Here is a 17,037-nt window from a genome sequence, read left to right as displayed (position 1 = left end):
GGGTTTTAGATGGCTTCGACCATAGATCCAGGCAGGATACATACGGGGAAAGTTGCGGATCTCGGGGTGGAATACCCCCCGAAGCGCGAGGTCCGTCCGGCGCCCGACAGGTTCCGGAACAACCTCAGCAAGTACCGCATCCAACGGAGCGCGGCATGCATCAAGTGCGGGAAGTGCATCGAGGTCTGCCCGCGCGGCGTTCACGTGCGCCGAGAAGGCTACGTGGACTTCCTCAGCGGGTTGGATCATCTGTGCACCGCCGAGAAGTGCAAGGCGAACGGGACGTACTGCGTCGTAATCTGCCCTCAGAAGGCGCTCCGCATCGAGACTACCCCGATCTACAAGTCGCTCGGGGACTACCGGTGGACCGCCGACCTGATACTCTGCAACTGGCACATGGCCGAGACCGGGCAGGTGCCCGACGGAGAACTGGAGGCGGAGTTCGGCAATTCCGGGGGCGGCTTCGACCGAATGCGGTTCCTGTTCCCCGAGAGCGGCCCGCGTACCGACCCGTCCGAGATCAACACCTCGATCGAACTGAACAAACGCAAGGACGGCAGGCCGGAGATCACCATAGACATCCCCGTCTACGGCGGCGGCATGTCGTTCGGCTCCGTCAGCCCCATCACCATGCTGGCCAAGGCCCGGGCGGCGATGGCATGGAACACGTTCAGTTGTACAGGCGAGGGAGGCTATCCCGAGCGGCTGTTCCCGTACAGCGAGCACATGATCACCCAGGTGGCGACGGGCCTGTTCGGCGTGCGCGAGGAGACGATCGGTATGGCGCCGATTGTCGAGTTCAAGTACGCGCAGGGAGCGAAGCCGGGCCTCGGCGGACATCTGCTCGGCGACAAGAATACGCCCGCCGTCGCCCTGATGCGCGAGGCAGTGCCGGGGACCCCGCTCTTCTCGCCGTTCCCTTTCCACAGCGTCTACTCCGTCGAGGACCACAAGAAGCATCTGGACTGGATAAAGCACATCAACCCGCGAGCGCTCGTCTCGTGCAAGGTCTCGACCCCGGTTGACGTGGACATGGTTGCCGTCGGCTCCTATCACGCAGGCGCAAACATCATCCACCTCGACGGGAGTTATGGCGGGACGGGAGCTGCCCCAGAGATCGCAAAGAAAAACATTGCCATGCCGATAGAATACGCGATCTCCAAGGTGCACACTTTCCTGGTCGAGGAAGGCATCCGGGACGAGGTGGCCTTCATCGTCGGAGGCGGGGTGCGCACGCCGTGGGACCTGGCGAAGGCGATCGCCCTCGGGGCGGACGGTGTGGTGATAGGCACGCCGGAGATGGTCGCACTGGGATGTATACGCTGCGCCAGGTGCGAGAGCGGCAAGGGATGCGCGCGAGGCATCGCATCCACGAACCCGGAGATGGTCGAGAAGATGACGCTCGAGTGGGCGACGCAGCGGCTGATCAACATGCTGAACGCGTGGCGCACTCAACTCGTGGACATACTGAGCAGGTTCGGCATGAAGGATATCAAGGAGCTTCGAGGGAGATCCGATCTCCTCGAGCATGCGGACTACGAGCGTTGACGAACGGCAAGGACCGTCATCCTGAACTTGACTCAGGATCAATCCCGTGGATGCTGAACCAAGTTCGGCACGACGGTCGTAGTGAGATAACATGAACGATTTCGCGAAGAGAATCTTAGAGAGCCGACGCTGGATGATGGACGGATGGAAATGCCAGCAGCCTCCTCACACCGAGGAGGAAGGCGGCTGCGGGGTCACCGGGTTCGCGTGCAGCATCCCGGTAAGCGGCAGGCACATCTACGAGCCGTCTGTCCAGATGCACAACCGCGGCAACGGTAAGGGCGGAGGCATCGCGGCCGTCGGGCTCGATGCCGAGCGGCTTGGGGTCTCGAAAGAGATTCTGCGGGATGACTACATCCTGCAGATCGCACTTCTCGATCCTGCCTGCCGTAACGCCGTCGAAGCCGAGTTCATCAACCCGATGTTCAACGTCGACCACGCGCAGATGATCCCGCGAATCGAGGATTTCCACGATATCCCGGGCATGGAGGTCCAGCCGCCGGACGTCATGCAGTACTTCGTGCGCGCGAAGCCCGATGCCATCAAGAAGTTTGCCGACGAGCGCGGCCTGGCCGGACTGCCGGCACGAGACATCGAGGATGAGTTCGTCAACCAGAACTCGTTCGAGCTCAACTCGAAGTACTACGCATCGCTCGGTGACAAGCAGGCTTTCGTCCTCTCGCAGGGACGGAACATGCTGATCCTCAAGATCGTCGGCTATGCCGAGCAGATCGTCACATACTACAAGCTCGAGGATTTCAAGGCGCACGTCTGGATCGCCCACCAGCGATACCCGACTCGCGGTCGAGTCTGGCATCCCGGCGGCGCTCACCCGTTCTGCGGGCTGAACGAGGCGCTGGTCCACAACGGCGACTTCGCGAACTACTATTCGGTAACCGAGTACTTGGCTCAGAGGAACATCAGGCCGCTCTTCCTGACGGACACCGAGGTCTCGATCCTCGTGTTTGACCTCTGGAACCGTGTGTACAAGTACCCGCTGGAGTACATCATCGAGGGCCTTGCGCCTACGATGGAGCGCGACTTCGATATGCTGCCCGAAGCGAAGAAGGACCCGTACCACCGCATCCAGACGAGCCACATCCACGGCTCGCCGGACGGTCCGTGGTTCTTCATCATTGCACGCAACGACGCGGCGAACGATGCGTTCCAACTCCTAGGCATCACGGACACGGCGATGCTTCGGCCTCAGGTGTTCGCGATCCAGGACGGCGAGGTGCAGATCGGCCTTGTCTGCAGCGAAAAGCAAGCCATCGACGCCACACTCGCGAGCCTGGCGAAGGAAGACAGTCGGTTCTGCACGGTCGCCGATGAGTACTGGAACGCCCGCGGAGGAAGCTACACCGACGGCGGATCGTTCATCTTCAACGTGAGTCCGGACGGCAACGGCGGCTACAAGCTCTCCTGCGTGGATAAGTTTGGAAGGCAGAAGACAGTCAAGGCGGGCGAGAGGCCGGACTGCAGACTGCAGATCGCGGATTGCAGACTGGGACACGCGACCGCCGAGATTCTTGCTGATGAGACCGGATTCGCGCTTTTCGAGGCCGGGAAGTCGGCGGCTCTGACGGCGGAGATGAAGGGATTGGTGAGCCTGTGCTCCGAGTTGGCCGCCGGTCCGATGACTGACTCCGAGCGCACGGCCGCGATCAACGGACTGACTCTCTTGATCGACCGCCGGTATCCGACCGGAACGACCAAGCGAAGCACGATCCTCCAGCTGCTGAACGGATGCCTGAGAGCGGTCTTCGAGTCCATGCCGTCTATCGCCGGAGAACCCTCTTCAGTATATGCGCGCATCGACTGGGAGACCAGGGATGCGCTCCGCGCCCCCACTGGCCCGGAGGAAGTGCTCGTCGTGAACGCGCACGACTTCCCGCCCGAGGGCGACGACTGCGACTCCCGGCTGGTGGTCAGAGCTGAGGAACTGGGATGGAAGCGGTTCATCTGCCACGGCTACGTGGGGCAGAGGTTCCTCGGCTGCGGGTTCGGCCCGGCGACGCACGATGTCACCATAGACGCCTACGGGAGCACCGGCGACTACCTAGGCTCGGGCCTCGACGGCATGACGGTCATCGTTCATGGGAACGCCCAAGACCAGGTCGGCCAGATCATCAAGGAAGGCCGCCTCGTGATCCACGGCGACGTCGGCCAGACGTTCATGTACGGCGCGAAGGGCGGCAAGGTCTTCGTCAAGGGCAACGCCGCCGGACGACCGTTGATCAACGGCGTGGGACGGCCGAAAGCGGTCATCAACGGCACATGCCTCGACTTCCTGGCGGAATCATTCATGGCGGGCGATCCGCTCACGGGCGGGGGGTTCGTCATACTGAACGGCATCAAGTTCGATGATGACGGCAACGTCACCGACCTGGAGACGCCGTACTCCGGCTCGAACCTGTTCTCGCTGGCCTCGGGTGGAGCGATCTACGTCCGAGACCCGCATCGGCTGTGCGACGACGAACAGCTCAACGGCGGCGAGTACCGCGAGTTGTCAGATGCGGACTGGAAGCTGATCCTGCCGTATCTCGAGGACAACGAGCAACTCTTCGGCATCCCGGTCTCCCGGCTGCTGACGGTTGACGGAGAACTTCGCGAGCCGGCGAAGGTCTACCGAAAGGTCGCTCCGGCGTCGAAGGTCGGGGTCGTCGGCCACGTGGACGATGATTCGAACGCTGGTAAGGGATCAGATGAGTAAGACAATCACCATTGAGAGGATAGACAATGGCCTGCTCAGGGAGGTCGACCCTGAAGGGCGGCTGAACCTGACGCTCTGCCTGCAGTGCCGAAGATGCTCGTCGGGCTGCACGATGCGCCAAGAGACGGATATCCTTCCGCATCAGCTCAACCGGATGGCCGCGCTGGGGATGAAGAAGCAGATCCTCGAGAGCAAGGCGATCTGGGCGTGCATATCGTGCAACACCTGCGTGTCGCGCTGCCCGATGCAGGTTGATACCCCTGCCCTGGTGGATGCTCTGCGCTCGATGGCGGAGTCGGCGCCCGGCGACCTGGAACGCGTGAAGATCTTCAACGAGACGATGCTCGGCTCGGTGAAGCGGTTCGGCCGGTCGTATGAACTCGGGCTCATGGCCGTATACAAGCTCCGGGCGAGAGACTTCTGGAGCGATCTCGCCAAGTTCCCGTCGATGTTGCTGAAGGGCAAGATGAAGCTTCTCCCGCCATCGACCGAGGGACGCGGCGCGGTGGCCTCGATCTTTGAGAGAGTCCGGAACGCAAGGAGGGCACGGCGATGAAATACTCCTTCTTCCCGGGATGCTCGCTCGAATCGACGGCTTCGGACTTCCAGGCCTCGACACTCGCAGTCGCCAAGGCGCTCGGAGTCAGGCTCGAGGAGATTCCCGGCTGGACGTGCTGTGGATCGTCTCCGGCTCATGCCACGGATCCTCTGCTGGCGGCGTCGCTTCCAGCCCGAAACCTGGCGATCGCCGAGGACGCCGGTCAGGACGTAGTCGTGTGCTGCGCGGCCTGCTACGGACGGCTCGCTTCGGCGAACCTTGCGATAAGAGAGGATGAGTCGCTGCGCGCTGAGGTGGCGAAGACGATCGGGCGCGAGTACGAGGGCAAGGTCAGGGTGCGGCATCTGCTGCAGGTGCTTCTGGAGGACATCGGCCCCAAGGAAGTCAAGGACGCGGTCACGCGCTCCCTCGGCGGGATGAGGGTCGCATGCTACTACGGCTGTCTACTCACCCGCCCGAGCGAACTCAGCATCGCCGACCACCCGGAGGACCCGCAGTTGATGGAAATTCTCCTGGAGGCCGCGGGCGCGGAGCCGATCGAATGGCCGTACAAGACGGAGTGCTGCGGCGCGAGTTTCTCTATCACGCGAACCGACACCGTCAAGCGCCTTAGCGGCGAGATCCTGCGGATGGCCAAGGAGAGCGGAGCGGACTGCATCGCGGTGGCCTGCCCGCTCTGCCAGACGAACCTCGATCTGCGGCAGTCGGATATCGAAAAGGCGACCGGCGAGCAGTTCGGCCTGCCGGTGTTCTACTTCACCCAGCTTCTGGGGCACGCGTTCGGACTCTCCGACGACGAGCTGGGAATCGGGAAGTTGATGACGGACCCGTCGAGAGTGTTGGCGAGGTAGAGTACGAGTATGAGTACGGACAAGAATACGGTTGGCGCAGTAATGGTGTGTGGAGGCGGAATCGCCGGGATTCAGTCGGCGCTCGACCTCGCCAACTCGGGGTTCAGGGTCTACCTCGTCGAGAAGTCGCCGACCATCGGCGGGAAGATGGCGCAACTCGACAAGACCTTCCCGACCGGGGACTGCGCCACCTGCATCGTCTCGCCGAAGCTCGTCGAGGCAGCTCGCAATCTGAACATCGAGATCCTTACTCAGTCACAGATCGAAGAGATGAGCGGCGAGCCCGGTGCGTTTCGCGTGAAGGTGCGGCAGAAGGCCCGCTTCGTGGACATCGAGAAGTGCAACGCGTGCGGCGACTGCGAGAAAGTCTGCCCCGTCATGGTGCCGGACGACTTCAACCGCGGGCTGAGCAAAACGACCGCGATCCACAAGATTACCGCGCAGGCGGTCCCGAACGCTCACGTCATCGACAAACGCAAGCGCCCGCCGTGCGTGTCGGCGTGTCCAATGGGCCAGAACGCTCAGGCGTATATAGCGTTGATCGCGAAGAGCAAGTTCGCTGAGGCGGCGGAGATCATCCGCAAGGATAATCCCCTGCCCCTCATCTGCGGCTACGTCTGCCATCGCCCGTGCGAGGCCGAATGCCAGCAGGGACGATACGGCGATCCGGTCTCGATCCGCGAGCTGAAGAAGTTCGCGCTCGATCAGGCTCCGGCCGGCACCACTGAGAACGCTCCTGTCAGCCGATCCGAGAGGGTCGCGATCATCGGATGCGGTCCGGCGGGACTCGGCGCGGCGGACTACCTCGCGCGCAAGGGATACGGCGTCACGATCCTCGAGGCGCTTCCGGTCCCGGGCGGCATGATGAGGGCCGGCATCCCCGACTTCCGACTTCCCAGAGACATTCTTGACGACCAGATTGGCCACATCCTCGATCTCGGCGTCGAGGTGAAGTATGACACGCCGGTCGGGCCCGGGCTGACCCTCGACGACCTGCTGAAGGATTACGAGGCAGTCTTCGTCGGAGTCGGCGCGCAGAAGAGTTCGGGGCTCGGCATCGAGGGCGAAGACCTCAAGGGCGTTCGGCCCGGCATCGAGTTCATCAAGCAGGTCAACCTCGGCGAGAAGGTCGAGATCGGCAAGAAGGTCGCGGTCATCGGAGCTGGCAACGCGGCAATGGATATCGCACGCACCGCGCTCCGGCTCGGCGCGAACGAAGTGACGATCGTCTACCGCCGGACGAAGCGCGAGATGCCCGCCGACCCGGTGGAGGTCGAGGACGCGATCAAAGAGGGCGTGAAGTTCGTCTTCCTCACGAACCCAAAGCGGTTCGTGGGCAAGGACGGCGTCCTCACCGGGATCGAATGCCTCAAGATGAAGCTTTCTGACGAGCGCGACGCGTCCGGCCGCAGAAGGCCCGAGCCCGTCGAGGGCTCCGAGCATATGATAGAATTCGACGAGGCCGTCGTGGCGACGGGCCAGACGCCGGACCTCGCATTCTGCGAGGGATCGGAGATCGAGTTGAACAAGTGGGGCCTGCTCAAGGTCGACCCGATCACCCTCGCCACCAACAAGCCGGGCATCTTCGCGGGCGGCGACGTGTGCGCGGGTGCAGGGACCTTGAGCGAGGCGGTCGGCGCGGGAATCCGGGCGGCCGTATCAATAGACAGGTTCATCAACGGTGAAGACCTCGCCGAGGGGCGCGAGCCCGATTCGCGCATCTGGACCGACGACGATCACCGCAACCTGGAGAGAGCCCAGTACCGCGAGAAGCGCATGAAGAGCGTCAGGGTCGAGGCCGATCACGCCAGGGGCTATGCGGTCGCGGATGCGATCGCCGAGGCGGAGAGATGCCTCGCCTGCGGGATCTGCTGCGAGTGCATGGAGTGTGTGAAGGCGTGCCAGCCCAAAGCGATCAACCACGAGATGAAGGACACCGTCCGCGACATCGAGGTCGGTGCGGTCATCCTGTCGCCCGGATACGAGGAGTTCGACGCTCGACTGCGCGGCGAGTTCGGCTTCGGGAGGTATCCCAACGTCGTCACCAACGTACAGTTCGAGCGCATTCTCTCCGCGAGCGGGCCGTTCGGCGGGCACGTGATCAGGCCGTCCGACGGCGAGGAGGCCAAGCGCATCGCCTTCATTCAGTGCGTCGGCTCAAGAGATGTGTCGAGCGAGAAGCCGTACTGCTCGGCGGTCTGCTGCATGGCGGCGATCAAGGAATCGGTCGTGGCGAAGAGCCACTCCCCCGAACTCGACGCAACGATCTTCTACACGGATATCCGCGCGTACGGCAAGGATTTCGACAGATACTTCGAGCGCGCGAAGACCGACGGTGTCCGGTTCGAGCGGAGCATGGTCTCTCGCGTCGTCGAGATGCCGGGCTCGAAGTCGCTCAGGCTCTCCTACATCAAGGACGGAGTCCCGGTGGACGAAGAGTTCGACATCGTGGTGCTCTCGACCGGCATAAGGCCGAGCGATGAAGCGATCCGGACCGCGGGCGCGGTCGGCGTCCAGATCAATGAGTGCGGATTCTGCCAGACCGACGGCACGGTGGCGACGTCTCGGAACGGTGTCTTCGTCGCCGGCGCGTTCCAGGAGCCGAAGGACATTCCCGAGACCGTCGCACAGGCGAGCGCGGCTGCGGCGATGGCGATGGAGCTTCTTGCGCCCGCCCGTGGCACGATGGTCGTCGAGAAGACTTATCCGCGCGAACACGATTTCGCCGATGCGCCGCCGAGGATCGGCGTGTTCATATGCCATTGCGGCACGAACATTTCGTCGGTCGTCGATGTCGAGAAGGTAGTCGAGGCGGCGAAAGGCATGCCGTTCGTCGCCTATGCCGAGAACGCGATCTACGCCTGCGCCGACAACACGCAGGATCGAATCAAGGAATTGATCGAGGAGCATCACCTCAACCGCCTGCTCGTCGCGTCCTGCACGCCGAGGACTCACGAGGCGCTTTTCCGAGATACGGCGAGGGAGTGCGGCCTGAACCCGTTCCTAGTAGACATGGCGAACATCCGCGACCAATGCTCGTGGGTGCATTCGGCCGATCCCGAAGCCGCGACCGAGAAATCCATTGATCTCGTGCGAATGGCCGTCGCCCGCGCGTCGAGATTGACATCGCTCACGAGCGAGGAGCTGCCGGTCACTCAGTCTGCGCTCGTTCTCGGAGGCGGCCCGAGCGGAATGACGGCAGCGATTTCCCTCGCGAATCAGGGATTCCGCGTGCATCTGGTCGAGAAAACCGACGCGCTCGGGGGCCGACTGAAGGGATCCGCGGAGACGGAACTGCTCGCACGACTGGTCAAGATGGTCGAGGAGCATCCGCTGATCTCGACGTATCTCTCGTCGAAGCTCGACACGCTTTCGGGCCATGTCGGGGAGTTCGAGAGCGAGATTGAGGCGCCTGAGGGACCGAAGAAGGTCGAGCACGGCGTCCTGATAGTCGCCGTCGGCGGCACGGAGTACGCCCCGACCGAGTACCTCTACGGCCACGACGCCAGAGTAATGACTCAGCGAGAGATGGAGAAGAGGCTCGCGTCCGGCGATCTCAAGCTGTCCGACAAGCCGACTGTCGCCATGATCCAGTGCGTCGGCTCCCGCAATGAAGAGCGGCCGTTCTGCAGCCGAATGTGCTGCATTGACGCCGTGAGAAACGCGATCCGCATCAAGGAACAGAGTCCGAGCGCGAACGTACTCGTTCTCTATCGCGACATGCGGACGTACGGATCGAACGAACTGCTCTACCAGAAGGCGCGTGAGCTCGGCGTGCTCTTCGTACGGTACGATCCCGAGCAGCCGCCCGAGGTCTCGAACGATGGGTCGCTCCGGATCAAGTTCACCGAGCCCGACCTCGGCGTCCCGATGGACCTGGCGGTCGATCTGCTCGTTCTCTCGACAGGCACTTCGCCCGCGACCGACAACGTGGACGTCTCGGAGCTTGCGAAGATACCGATCAACGCGGACGGGTTCTTCCTCGAGGCGCATGTGAAGCTTCGGCCGGTGGACTTCGCATCGGAGGGCATCTTCCTCTGCGGAAGCGCCCACTCGCCGAAGACGACGATGGAGAACATCCAGCAGGGACGAGCGGCCGCGGGACGCGCTGCGACGATCCTGAGCAAGAAGACTATGGTCGTCGGTGGCCAGGTGAGCCACGTGGACGTTCGGAAATGCGTCTCATGCCTTACCTGCGTGAAGGTCTGCCCTTACGACGCCCCCGAGATCAGCGAGGTCAACGGCAAGAACAGGGTGGAGATCGTCGCGGCGAAGTGCATGGGCTGCGGAAGTTGCGCGGCGGCCTGCCCGGCGAAGGCGATCCAGCTCCGGAACTTCACTGACAAACAGTTGGAGGCCGCAATCGAAGCCCTCCTGGAGGCGGTGACTCGCTGATGACTGATTTCGAGCCGAGAATCCTTGCTCTCTGCTGCCATTACTGCGCATACGCGGCGGCGGACCTCGCCGGCTCGACACGCCTGCAGTATCCGCCGAATGTGCGCGTCCTGCGCCTCCCGTGCACCGGGAAGGTGGACATAGACTACGTCATGAAGGCCTTCGAGAACGGCGTGGACGGCGTGATAGTCGCTGGCTGCCTCGAGGGAGGATGCCACTTCGAGGAGGGCAATCTCTACGCGAAGAAGCGGGTCGGTCTGGCGAAGGAAGTACTCGCCGAAGCCGGCATCGAGGGCGATCGGCTGGAGATGTTCAACCTCTCTTCGGCTGAGGGCAACCGCTTCGCGGAGATAGTCGAGACAATGACGGAGAGAATCAAGCGCCTGGGACCGAATCCGGTCCGCGTTGGAGTATAGGAGTAATGGACGTTGTCATGCTGAACTTGGTTCAGCATGACGGCCTCGACCACTCCCCCAAAGGAGTCTGACATGATCGTTGCTCACCGCAAACACATACAGGACCTGAAGGCCTTGCTCGCCGATTACCCGCGCGTGCTCGTGCTCGGATGCGGCACTTGCGTAACCGTCTGCCTAGCGGGCGGAGAGCGCGAGGTCGGGATGATCAGTTCCGCGCTCAGGATCGCGAACAAGACGGACAAGGGCGCGTCGGAACAGACGATCGTCGAGGCCACAATCGAGCGCCAGTGCGAGAACCAGTTCATCGAGGACGCGCTCGACGAGATACTCGAGGCCGACGCGGTGCTCTCTCTCGGATGCGGTGTCGGCGTTCAGGCGATCGCGGAGCGGTTCCCGAACAAGCCGGTCTACGCCGGACTCGATACGCTGTTCATGGGACTCCTGCAGCAGCAGGGAATCTGGACCGAGAAGTGCGTCGGATGCGGGACGTGCGTGCTCGGGAGCTACGGCGCGGTCTGCCCGATCACCCGCTGCTCGAAGGCACAGCTCAGCGGCCCGTGCGGCGGCGCTCGCGAGGGGAAATGCGAGGTTGACCCGGACATGGACTGCGCCTGGCAGTTGATCTACGACCGCCTGAAGGCGCTCGGACAACTCGACCGCCTTGCCGAGCCCGCTCCCCTCGCCAACTGGTCGAAGTCGCACGAAGGCGGCGCGAGGAAGATCGTCCGCGAGGACCAGCGGATTGAGAAGTGAGGAGTCGGGAGTGGTGAGTGTAGAGTGTGACTGGTGTTGTTCGGGATGGAGTTGCACTCCATCCCGTTTTCATTTTGGCGACATTCTGCATCGCCACTCAGTGGCGATGTACGGGCCGGCAGCACTCAGCCTATAAACACCTGGGCGATCCTCTCTCGGGCGGTTCGCCGCTCTTCGTGCGAAACCCCGCAGCTGGGCTGGAGGACAAACACGATAGCACACTCATGCCCGGCGATACATGCCCGATCGCTCGTACCGTGTCGCGCTCGCATGCTGCCACAGGGACGACCGGACTTGCCGCTAGCCGTGTTGTACCAGTACAGATGCTCGCATGCCCACTTTCCTATCGGCACTATCACCCTGGGCTTCACTTCGGCTACCACTTTGTCAAAGAACTTCTTGCGACAAGTGCCGATCACCCGATTGGCCTGTCTTCCGTACTTGCTTCCACACTGCACCAATTCGACGTGAGCGACACCCGTCCCCTCGGGCAAGCCGCTCAGAATGGTCTCCTTGTATTTGTCGAAAGCCTTCGGCCCGTCGATCTCTCCTCTAGGTATGCGCTTCTGCGCCTCATCCGGATGGTCTGTCCACTTGGGATTGATGCCCACCGTCAGCACCTGAACCGGATAATCGATCTGGTCAGCCCAAGGTACTGTGATCATCGGGCCGCAGTCACCTGCGCACTTGTACTTGGTGACGGCATGACACTCGTTCGATGCGTCGGCGATCGCCGCTGCACGGCACGCCACAACTTCCTTCTGAAGCTCGATCAAGGCGGGATAGCGCATGGGTAGTTCCTCCACCGGTGCTCCTAAGCAGCGCACACCTCGACATCATTCGCCATGAAACGATCTGTCTCCTGCAGGATGGCTGATTCGGGGTATCAACCGTAAGCCGACCCAGCACCTATTCCCCAACACCCGACTCCTACGTGGAACGGCCATGCTTGCGGTAGTACTGCATGCCTTCGATGAGGGTGCGGAGGTTCTCCCAGGGGACTCCGGGGACGATGGAGCTAGATGCGCCGAGGAAGAGGCCGGTCCGTGGGCCGCGTTCGACCAGCCAGTCGAGTTCGCGCTTGACATCGGGGGGCGTGCCCATGGGGAGTGTGCGCGTGACCGATGAGCCGGCGATGATGAGCAGGTCGCGGCCCTCGCGGTCCTTCATCCGGCAGATGCGCTCGTAGTCCATGCCGTCCTCGTACTGGAACCCCTGGAACCCGCTGAGCCCGGCATCGAGCAGGCGCGGAACCATCTCCACCAGGTTGCCGTCACAGTGCCAGATCAGGCGGACACCGGTCTTCAGGACGGGTTCGAGGCATCGCGCGAAGTGCGGAAACCATAGGCGGTCGAGCGATTCGACGTTCACCAGCGTGCCTCGCGAGTCCGCCATGTCATGATCGAGGCGGTAGAGCGGCGGGAGGTCTCCCTCGACGAACGCGCGGGCGGCGGCCCGGTTGTTCCGGAGCGCGAGATCGGCCTGGAGGGAGAAGTGCTTCTCGATCACGTCGGGATAGAGGGCGTATGCGGAGAAGTAGTTCACATAGCCGTAGGTTCCGTAGGCGAAGCCGGGGAAGGCGATGAATCCGTACGGACCCTTCAGGATCGAAGGGCCGAGCTTCTCCTGGATCGCGCGCTCACTGGCGAGGATCTGCCCCACCCTCGCGTCCTCATCGTAGTCCTCAGCAGCGGATACGAGCTTCGGGAGGACGAACCGCTCCATGTGCTCGACGACTGCTTCCGGCGAGTCCACGAGCATGCCGTCGAGGACGATTCCCTCAGCGCCGGTTGTGACGCCGTGAGCCTTGCCCTGGAAGCCGTGGTCGCCCATGGTGAGCGGGTTCTCGGGAATGTACTGGTCGAGGAGGCATGTGCCGAGGGCACGCTGCATCGCGAGGTAGACCTCCTCCGGGCATCTGACGTAGTCACCCGGAGCGACGCCGGCGATTCGCTCGATGTGGGCGTGTTCCATGACATTGAGCAGCCAGGATGGGATGCCCTTCACCGGACGCTGGTGGATGGTGTCGAGCGCGAGTTCGGCGGTCGGCGTCATGAGACGTATGGGAACGATGGGACAGATGGGACTCGTGCTGCCACGACTTGCACCTATGCCTTCGGATCGAACTGCGGAACCCTGAGCTGCCTCCCTCCCTGCAGGGCCGACTTGTGAGCCACGATGCCAGGCACCGTCATAGCGAGCGCCTCGTAGATGTTGACGGCGGGCGTGCGATCGTGCGCGAGAGCGTCAATGAACTCGTGGGTGATGAAGGTGTGCGATCCGCCGTGTCCGCTTTCATGGCGAAGCGGCTCGGGGAGCATGTCGGTCTTCCAGTATTCGGGCAGGGCATACTGCTCGAAATCAGGCAGATCGCGGACGAAACCGGCATCGTCCTTCTCAGTCTGCTTGCCGGACCTGATTATCACCGCCCCGACTCCGTTGGGATTCGGATCGAACAGGCTCGTTTTCGAACCGTACCACTGGCCCCGCTCGGTGCCGCGGGCCGGGACGTTCCAGTATACAGCCACGCGGAAACCGTGTCCCTTGTCCGTCGTGAAGAACGCGGTCTCGTTGCAGAAGGGATTCTTGTACTGATTGTCCTTGTAGTACTGAGTGCCGTCGCTCCAGCCGGTGCATGAGACCTTTGTAAGCCGCTCCCGGGTCACCCCGACGAGGTAGGCGGTGCAGTGGGTCGGGTAGTTCATCGGCGGGAGTCCGTAGCGCCAGGTTCTCTGTCCGTCCTCGACGTAGAGCACATCGAGGCCTGGGTGGTGATACTCGGCCTCCGTGTAGAAGATCTCGCCGAACCTGCCTTCCGTCATCCACTGACGCGCGGTGATGACGGCGGGGTGCCAGTAGCTCGTCTCCGCCATCATGTAGCTCAGGCCGGTGGACTTCACGGTGTCGAGCAGGTCCTCCGCCTCGTCGAGCGTCATGCACGCGGGGACGGCGCTGATCACGTGCTTGCCCGCCCTCATACATGCGACGGCGTGGCGGACGTGATCGGGCGCGCCGGTGAAAACCCCGACGGCGTCTATATCCTTCGCCTTGATGAGCTCTTCGAGCGAGGGATAGGTGTTCGTGCAGCCGTAGGTCTTGACAAGGGTCTCCAGCCTGTCGGCCCGGAGATCGCTGACGGCCTGAACCACGCAGTCCGGGTGTTCGTGGAACTGGAACGTCGCGCCGAACCTCCCGCCGACTATGCCGATGCGTACCTTTTTCACGGATGCACTCCTCTCCGACTGAGCCGTCACGATCCGGGGCGCTACGGTCATGCCGACCAACGCCGCGCCGCCGGCCTGCAGGAAGCGCCTTCGAGTCAATGTCGCTTTGCTCCCAGGTTCTTTCATGGTCGTCTCTCCTTGTGAAGCCCGAACCGAGATGGCCTCGGACGGAAGCCCGAGGCCATCTGGCTGTTAACTGCGACTTCGCCTTACTGTGCTTTACTCCTTGGGAGCGCTGAACTCCTTCTCATCCACCTTCGGCTTATTGGTGAGCTCATTCCTGGTCTCTTCAGTGAGCACGCTTATCGCATCGTCATCAACCAGGATATGCGGTGTCAGGAAGACCATCAGCTCGCTTTTCTCGTTCTTCCAGTCCCGGGACTTGAACAGCTCACCGATCAGCGGGATCTGCGAGATGATCGGGACCGCCGTAGTGACCCTCTGGCGGTTCTCCTTGATGATACCTCCGATGACGATCGTCTGCCCGTCCTTCACGAGTATGGAAGTCTCCGCCCGCCTGCTGGCGATGATTGGCGCGTTCATTTCGGGCTCGTTGCCGATGATCTCGTCTATCGTCTGCAGCACGTCGAGCGCGATCACATCGGTGGTTTCGTTGACGTGGGGCGTAACGACCAGGGAGACGTTGACCGGCTTGAACTCCACGGAACGAAGGACATTGCCCGCGTTCGTGTCCTGTGAGGACGAGATGTAAGGCACCTCCTTGCCGATGCTGATCGTCGCCTCGACATTGTCGGCGGTCGTGATCCGTGGCGTCGAGTAGACCTTCACGTTGGACCGCGTCTGGAGCGCCTGCAGGAGGCCCTTCAGGTTGTCGCTGATCACGCTGTATTTGAGGCCGGTCGTTATGTCCGAGAGCTTGAACCCGGTGCTCCCAGTCTGCTCCGGAGTGCCGTCCGGCGCGGTCTCCTTGCTGCTCCACGTCCACTCGATGCCGAACTTGGTGCTGTCGTCGAGGGTGACATCCACGATGGCGACCTCGATGTAGACCTGGGCGGTCCGCCGGTCGAGTTGCTCAATGATCTTCTCGATCGCACCGAACACCTGCGCCGGCCCAGTGACCAGCAGGGAGTTCGTCTTCTCCTCGGCCACGACCGTGATGTTCCTCAACTGATCGAGGGGGCCGCCCTCATCCCGACTCTGGTTGCCCATCATGAAGTCGAAGAAGCTGCCCGTTCGGCGGTACTCGCCTCGGAACAGACGGTTCAGGCTGTCCGCCAGGTCAACCGCCGCCGCGTACTTGAGCGAGAAGATGCGGGTGATATCGCTAATGACCCTCGGCGCATCGAGTTCCCTGATCATGTCCTCGAACGCCTTCATGTTCTGCTCCGTAGCCGTAACGATCACGGAGTTGGTGCGGATATCGGCGACTATGACATTGCGCTTCAGGCCGGCGTACCCGGTCGGCGTGCCCTGGCCCCGGCCTCCACCGTACCAGAAGTCCCAGGGATTGCGACGACCGCCGCTGGTGTCGGCGCCGCCCTGCGGCTGCTCGAAGAGATTGTTGAGTTGGGTGGCGACCATATTCGCGTCAGCGTACTGCAGGGCGAAAACCTTCGCCTTGACCTCTGGCTCGGTGTCAACATCGAGCTTCTTGAGGGTGTCGAGCACGAGTTTGATCTTCTCCCGGGAGGACGAGATGATCAGGCTGTTGGTGCGCGTATCCGGCGCGAGGCGTATCTCACCCTTGAGGGTGATGATGCCGTCGTCGCTCTTGACCTGCTGCTGCTGGCCTTCCTGACCTCTCTGCTGCTGTTGCTGCTGACCGGGCGCGCCGGCAGGCTTCAGCTGGTAGATTTGGGTGAGCGTCTCGGCAAGGCTGTCCGCGCTCGAATGCTTGCACTGGTAGACCTCGACCTCGATCACGTCGGATGTGTCCTTGTCGAGCGCCTTCACGATCTCCGCGATGCGCCTGATATTTCCGGCGTTGTCCGTAACGATAAGGGTGTTCGTCGTCGTAATGGCAACGCAGCTCGCCTGGGCTTCATCAATGAGGGGCTTGAGATCGTCCTTCAGTTTCAGGGCGCTGATGTACTCCAGCGGCATGACCTGCGTCACCATGTTGTCGCTGGGAACGATGGATCCCGGATCCTTACCCTCCTGAACGACGGCCTGGTCGGAGACCGCCTTCTTCAGCGGGACCACGCGGATGACCTTGTCTTCGAACGTGCCGACCATCAGGTAACCCCTCACGCGAAGCGCGGCGTTGACGACCTCATAGGCATCCGCGAGCGGGATCTCCTTCTGGCTGACGATGGTCACGTTGCCGGTTAGGGCGGGATCGCACACTATGGGAACCCCGCTCGCCGTGCTAATGAACTTGACGACGCTGATGACGTCGGCCTTGTCGAAACTCATCGAGACCCTAGTCGCCGCGGGGTTCGGCCGACCCGCAGGCTCCGAGTCCGCCTGACCCGGAAGGCCCGGGAGCTGACCCACCGAGGCCGGAGGCATACCGCCGGCGCCGGGGCGCCTGCCTCCGGCGTTCTGGGCGAGGGCCGGCGCGAAGAGGCCCGACGAGACGAGTACTACGAATATGATTGACAGTCGGCGCATATCT

Annotated in this window: 11 protein-coding genes; 7 read left to right on the top strand and 4 right to left on the bottom strand. The window is 62.5% G+C overall.

Annotated features, from left to right (window positions below; translation table 11 throughout):
* Window positions 1–9 precede the first annotated feature (9 nt).
* From KBC96_01245 to KBC96_01215, 7 genes are all read left to right on the top strand, one after another.
* Window positions 10–1,548: an alpha-hydroxy-acid oxidizing protein gene (locus tag KBC96_01245; protein MBP6963011.1), complete on the top strand. Its 1,539-nt coding sequence runs from the start codon at window positions 10–12 to the stop codon at window positions 1,546–1,548.
* A 91-nt stretch (window positions 1,549–1,639) separates the two neighbouring features.
* Entirely contained in the window at window positions 1,640–4,261 is a 2,622-nt protein-coding gene (locus tag KBC96_01240; protein ID MBP6963010.1) for a glutamate synthase, read from the top strand.
* Window positions 4,254–4,817: a 4Fe-4S dicluster domain-containing protein gene (locus KBC96_01235; GenBank protein ID MBP6963009.1), complete on the top strand. Its 564-nt coding sequence runs from the start codon at window positions 4,254–4,256 to the stop codon at window positions 4,815–4,817. Before KBC96_01240 ends, KBC96_01235 begins: the two co-directional genes overlap by 8 nt.
* Window positions 4,814–5,671 carry a CoB--CoM heterodisulfide reductase iron-sulfur subunit B family protein gene (locus KBC96_01230; GenBank protein MBP6963008.1) on the top strand — a complete coding sequence of 286 codons (858 nt, stop codon included), beginning with the start codon at window positions 4,814–4,816 and terminating at the stop codon, window positions 5,669–5,671. Before KBC96_01235 ends, KBC96_01230 begins: the two co-directional genes overlap by 4 nt.
* 9 nt (window positions 5,672–5,680) lie before the next feature.
* Window positions 5,681–10,066 carry an FAD-dependent oxidoreductase gene (locus tag KBC96_01225; protein ID MBP6963007.1) on the top strand — a complete coding sequence of 1,462 codons (4,386 nt, stop codon included), beginning with the start codon at window positions 5,681–5,683 and terminating at the stop codon, window positions 10,064–10,066.
* On the top strand, window positions 10,066–10,482 hold the full coding sequence (locus KBC96_01220; GenBank protein ID MBP6963006.1) for a hydrogenase iron-sulfur subunit: 417 nt from the start codon (window positions 10,066–10,068) through the stop codon (window positions 10,480–10,482). The genes KBC96_01225 and KBC96_01220 overlap by 1 nt, the downstream gene beginning before the upstream one ends.
* Window positions 10,483–10,554: 72 nt before the next feature.
* Entirely contained in the window at window positions 10,555–11,235 is a 681-nt protein-coding gene (locus KBC96_01215; protein ID MBP6963005.1) for a methylenetetrahydrofolate reductase C-terminal domain-containing protein, read from the top strand.
* 125 nt (window positions 11,236–11,360) lie between these two features.
* On the opposite strand, the gene KBC96_01210 is transcribed toward KBC96_01215, so the two are convergent.
* The 4 genes from KBC96_01210 to KBC96_01195 all read right to left on the bottom strand — a co-directional run bounded on the left by KBC96_01210 (window position 11,361) and on the right by KBC96_01195 (window position 17,033).
* Entirely contained in the window at window positions 11,361–12,026 is a 666-nt protein-coding gene (locus tag KBC96_01210) for a hypothetical protein (GenBank protein ID MBP6963004.1), read from the bottom strand.
* A gap of 139 nt (window positions 12,027–12,165) precedes the next feature.
* The gene (locus KBC96_01205) at window positions 12,166–13,290 is read right to left on the bottom strand and encodes a hypothetical protein (GenBank protein ID MBP6963003.1); all 1,125 of its coding nucleotides are present in this window, start codon (window positions 13,288–13,290) and stop codon (window positions 12,166–12,168) included.
* A 53-nt stretch (window positions 13,291–13,343) separates the two neighbouring features.
* Window positions 13,344–14,585 (bottom strand): Gfo/Idh/MocA family oxidoreductase, encoded by a 1,242-nt coding sequence (locus KBC96_01200; GenBank protein MBP6963002.1) that lies wholly within the window; start codon window positions 14,583–14,585, stop codon window positions 13,344–13,346.
* A 93-nt stretch (window positions 14,586–14,678) separates the two neighbouring features.
* The gene (locus KBC96_01195; protein ID MBP6963001.1) at window positions 14,679–17,033 is read right to left on the bottom strand and encodes a hypothetical protein; all 2,355 of its coding nucleotides are present in this window, start codon (window positions 17,031–17,033) and stop codon (window positions 14,679–14,681) included.
* Between the last annotated feature and the right edge of the window lie 4 nt (window positions 17,034–17,037).

The organism is Armatimonadota bacterium (assembly GCA_017993055.1).
Lineage (GTDB): Bacteria > Armatimonadota > UBA5829 > DTJY01 > DTJY01 > JAGONM01.
Note: the sequence above shows the minus strand (reverse complement) of the source record. Positions and strands in the feature narration are given on the sequence as shown.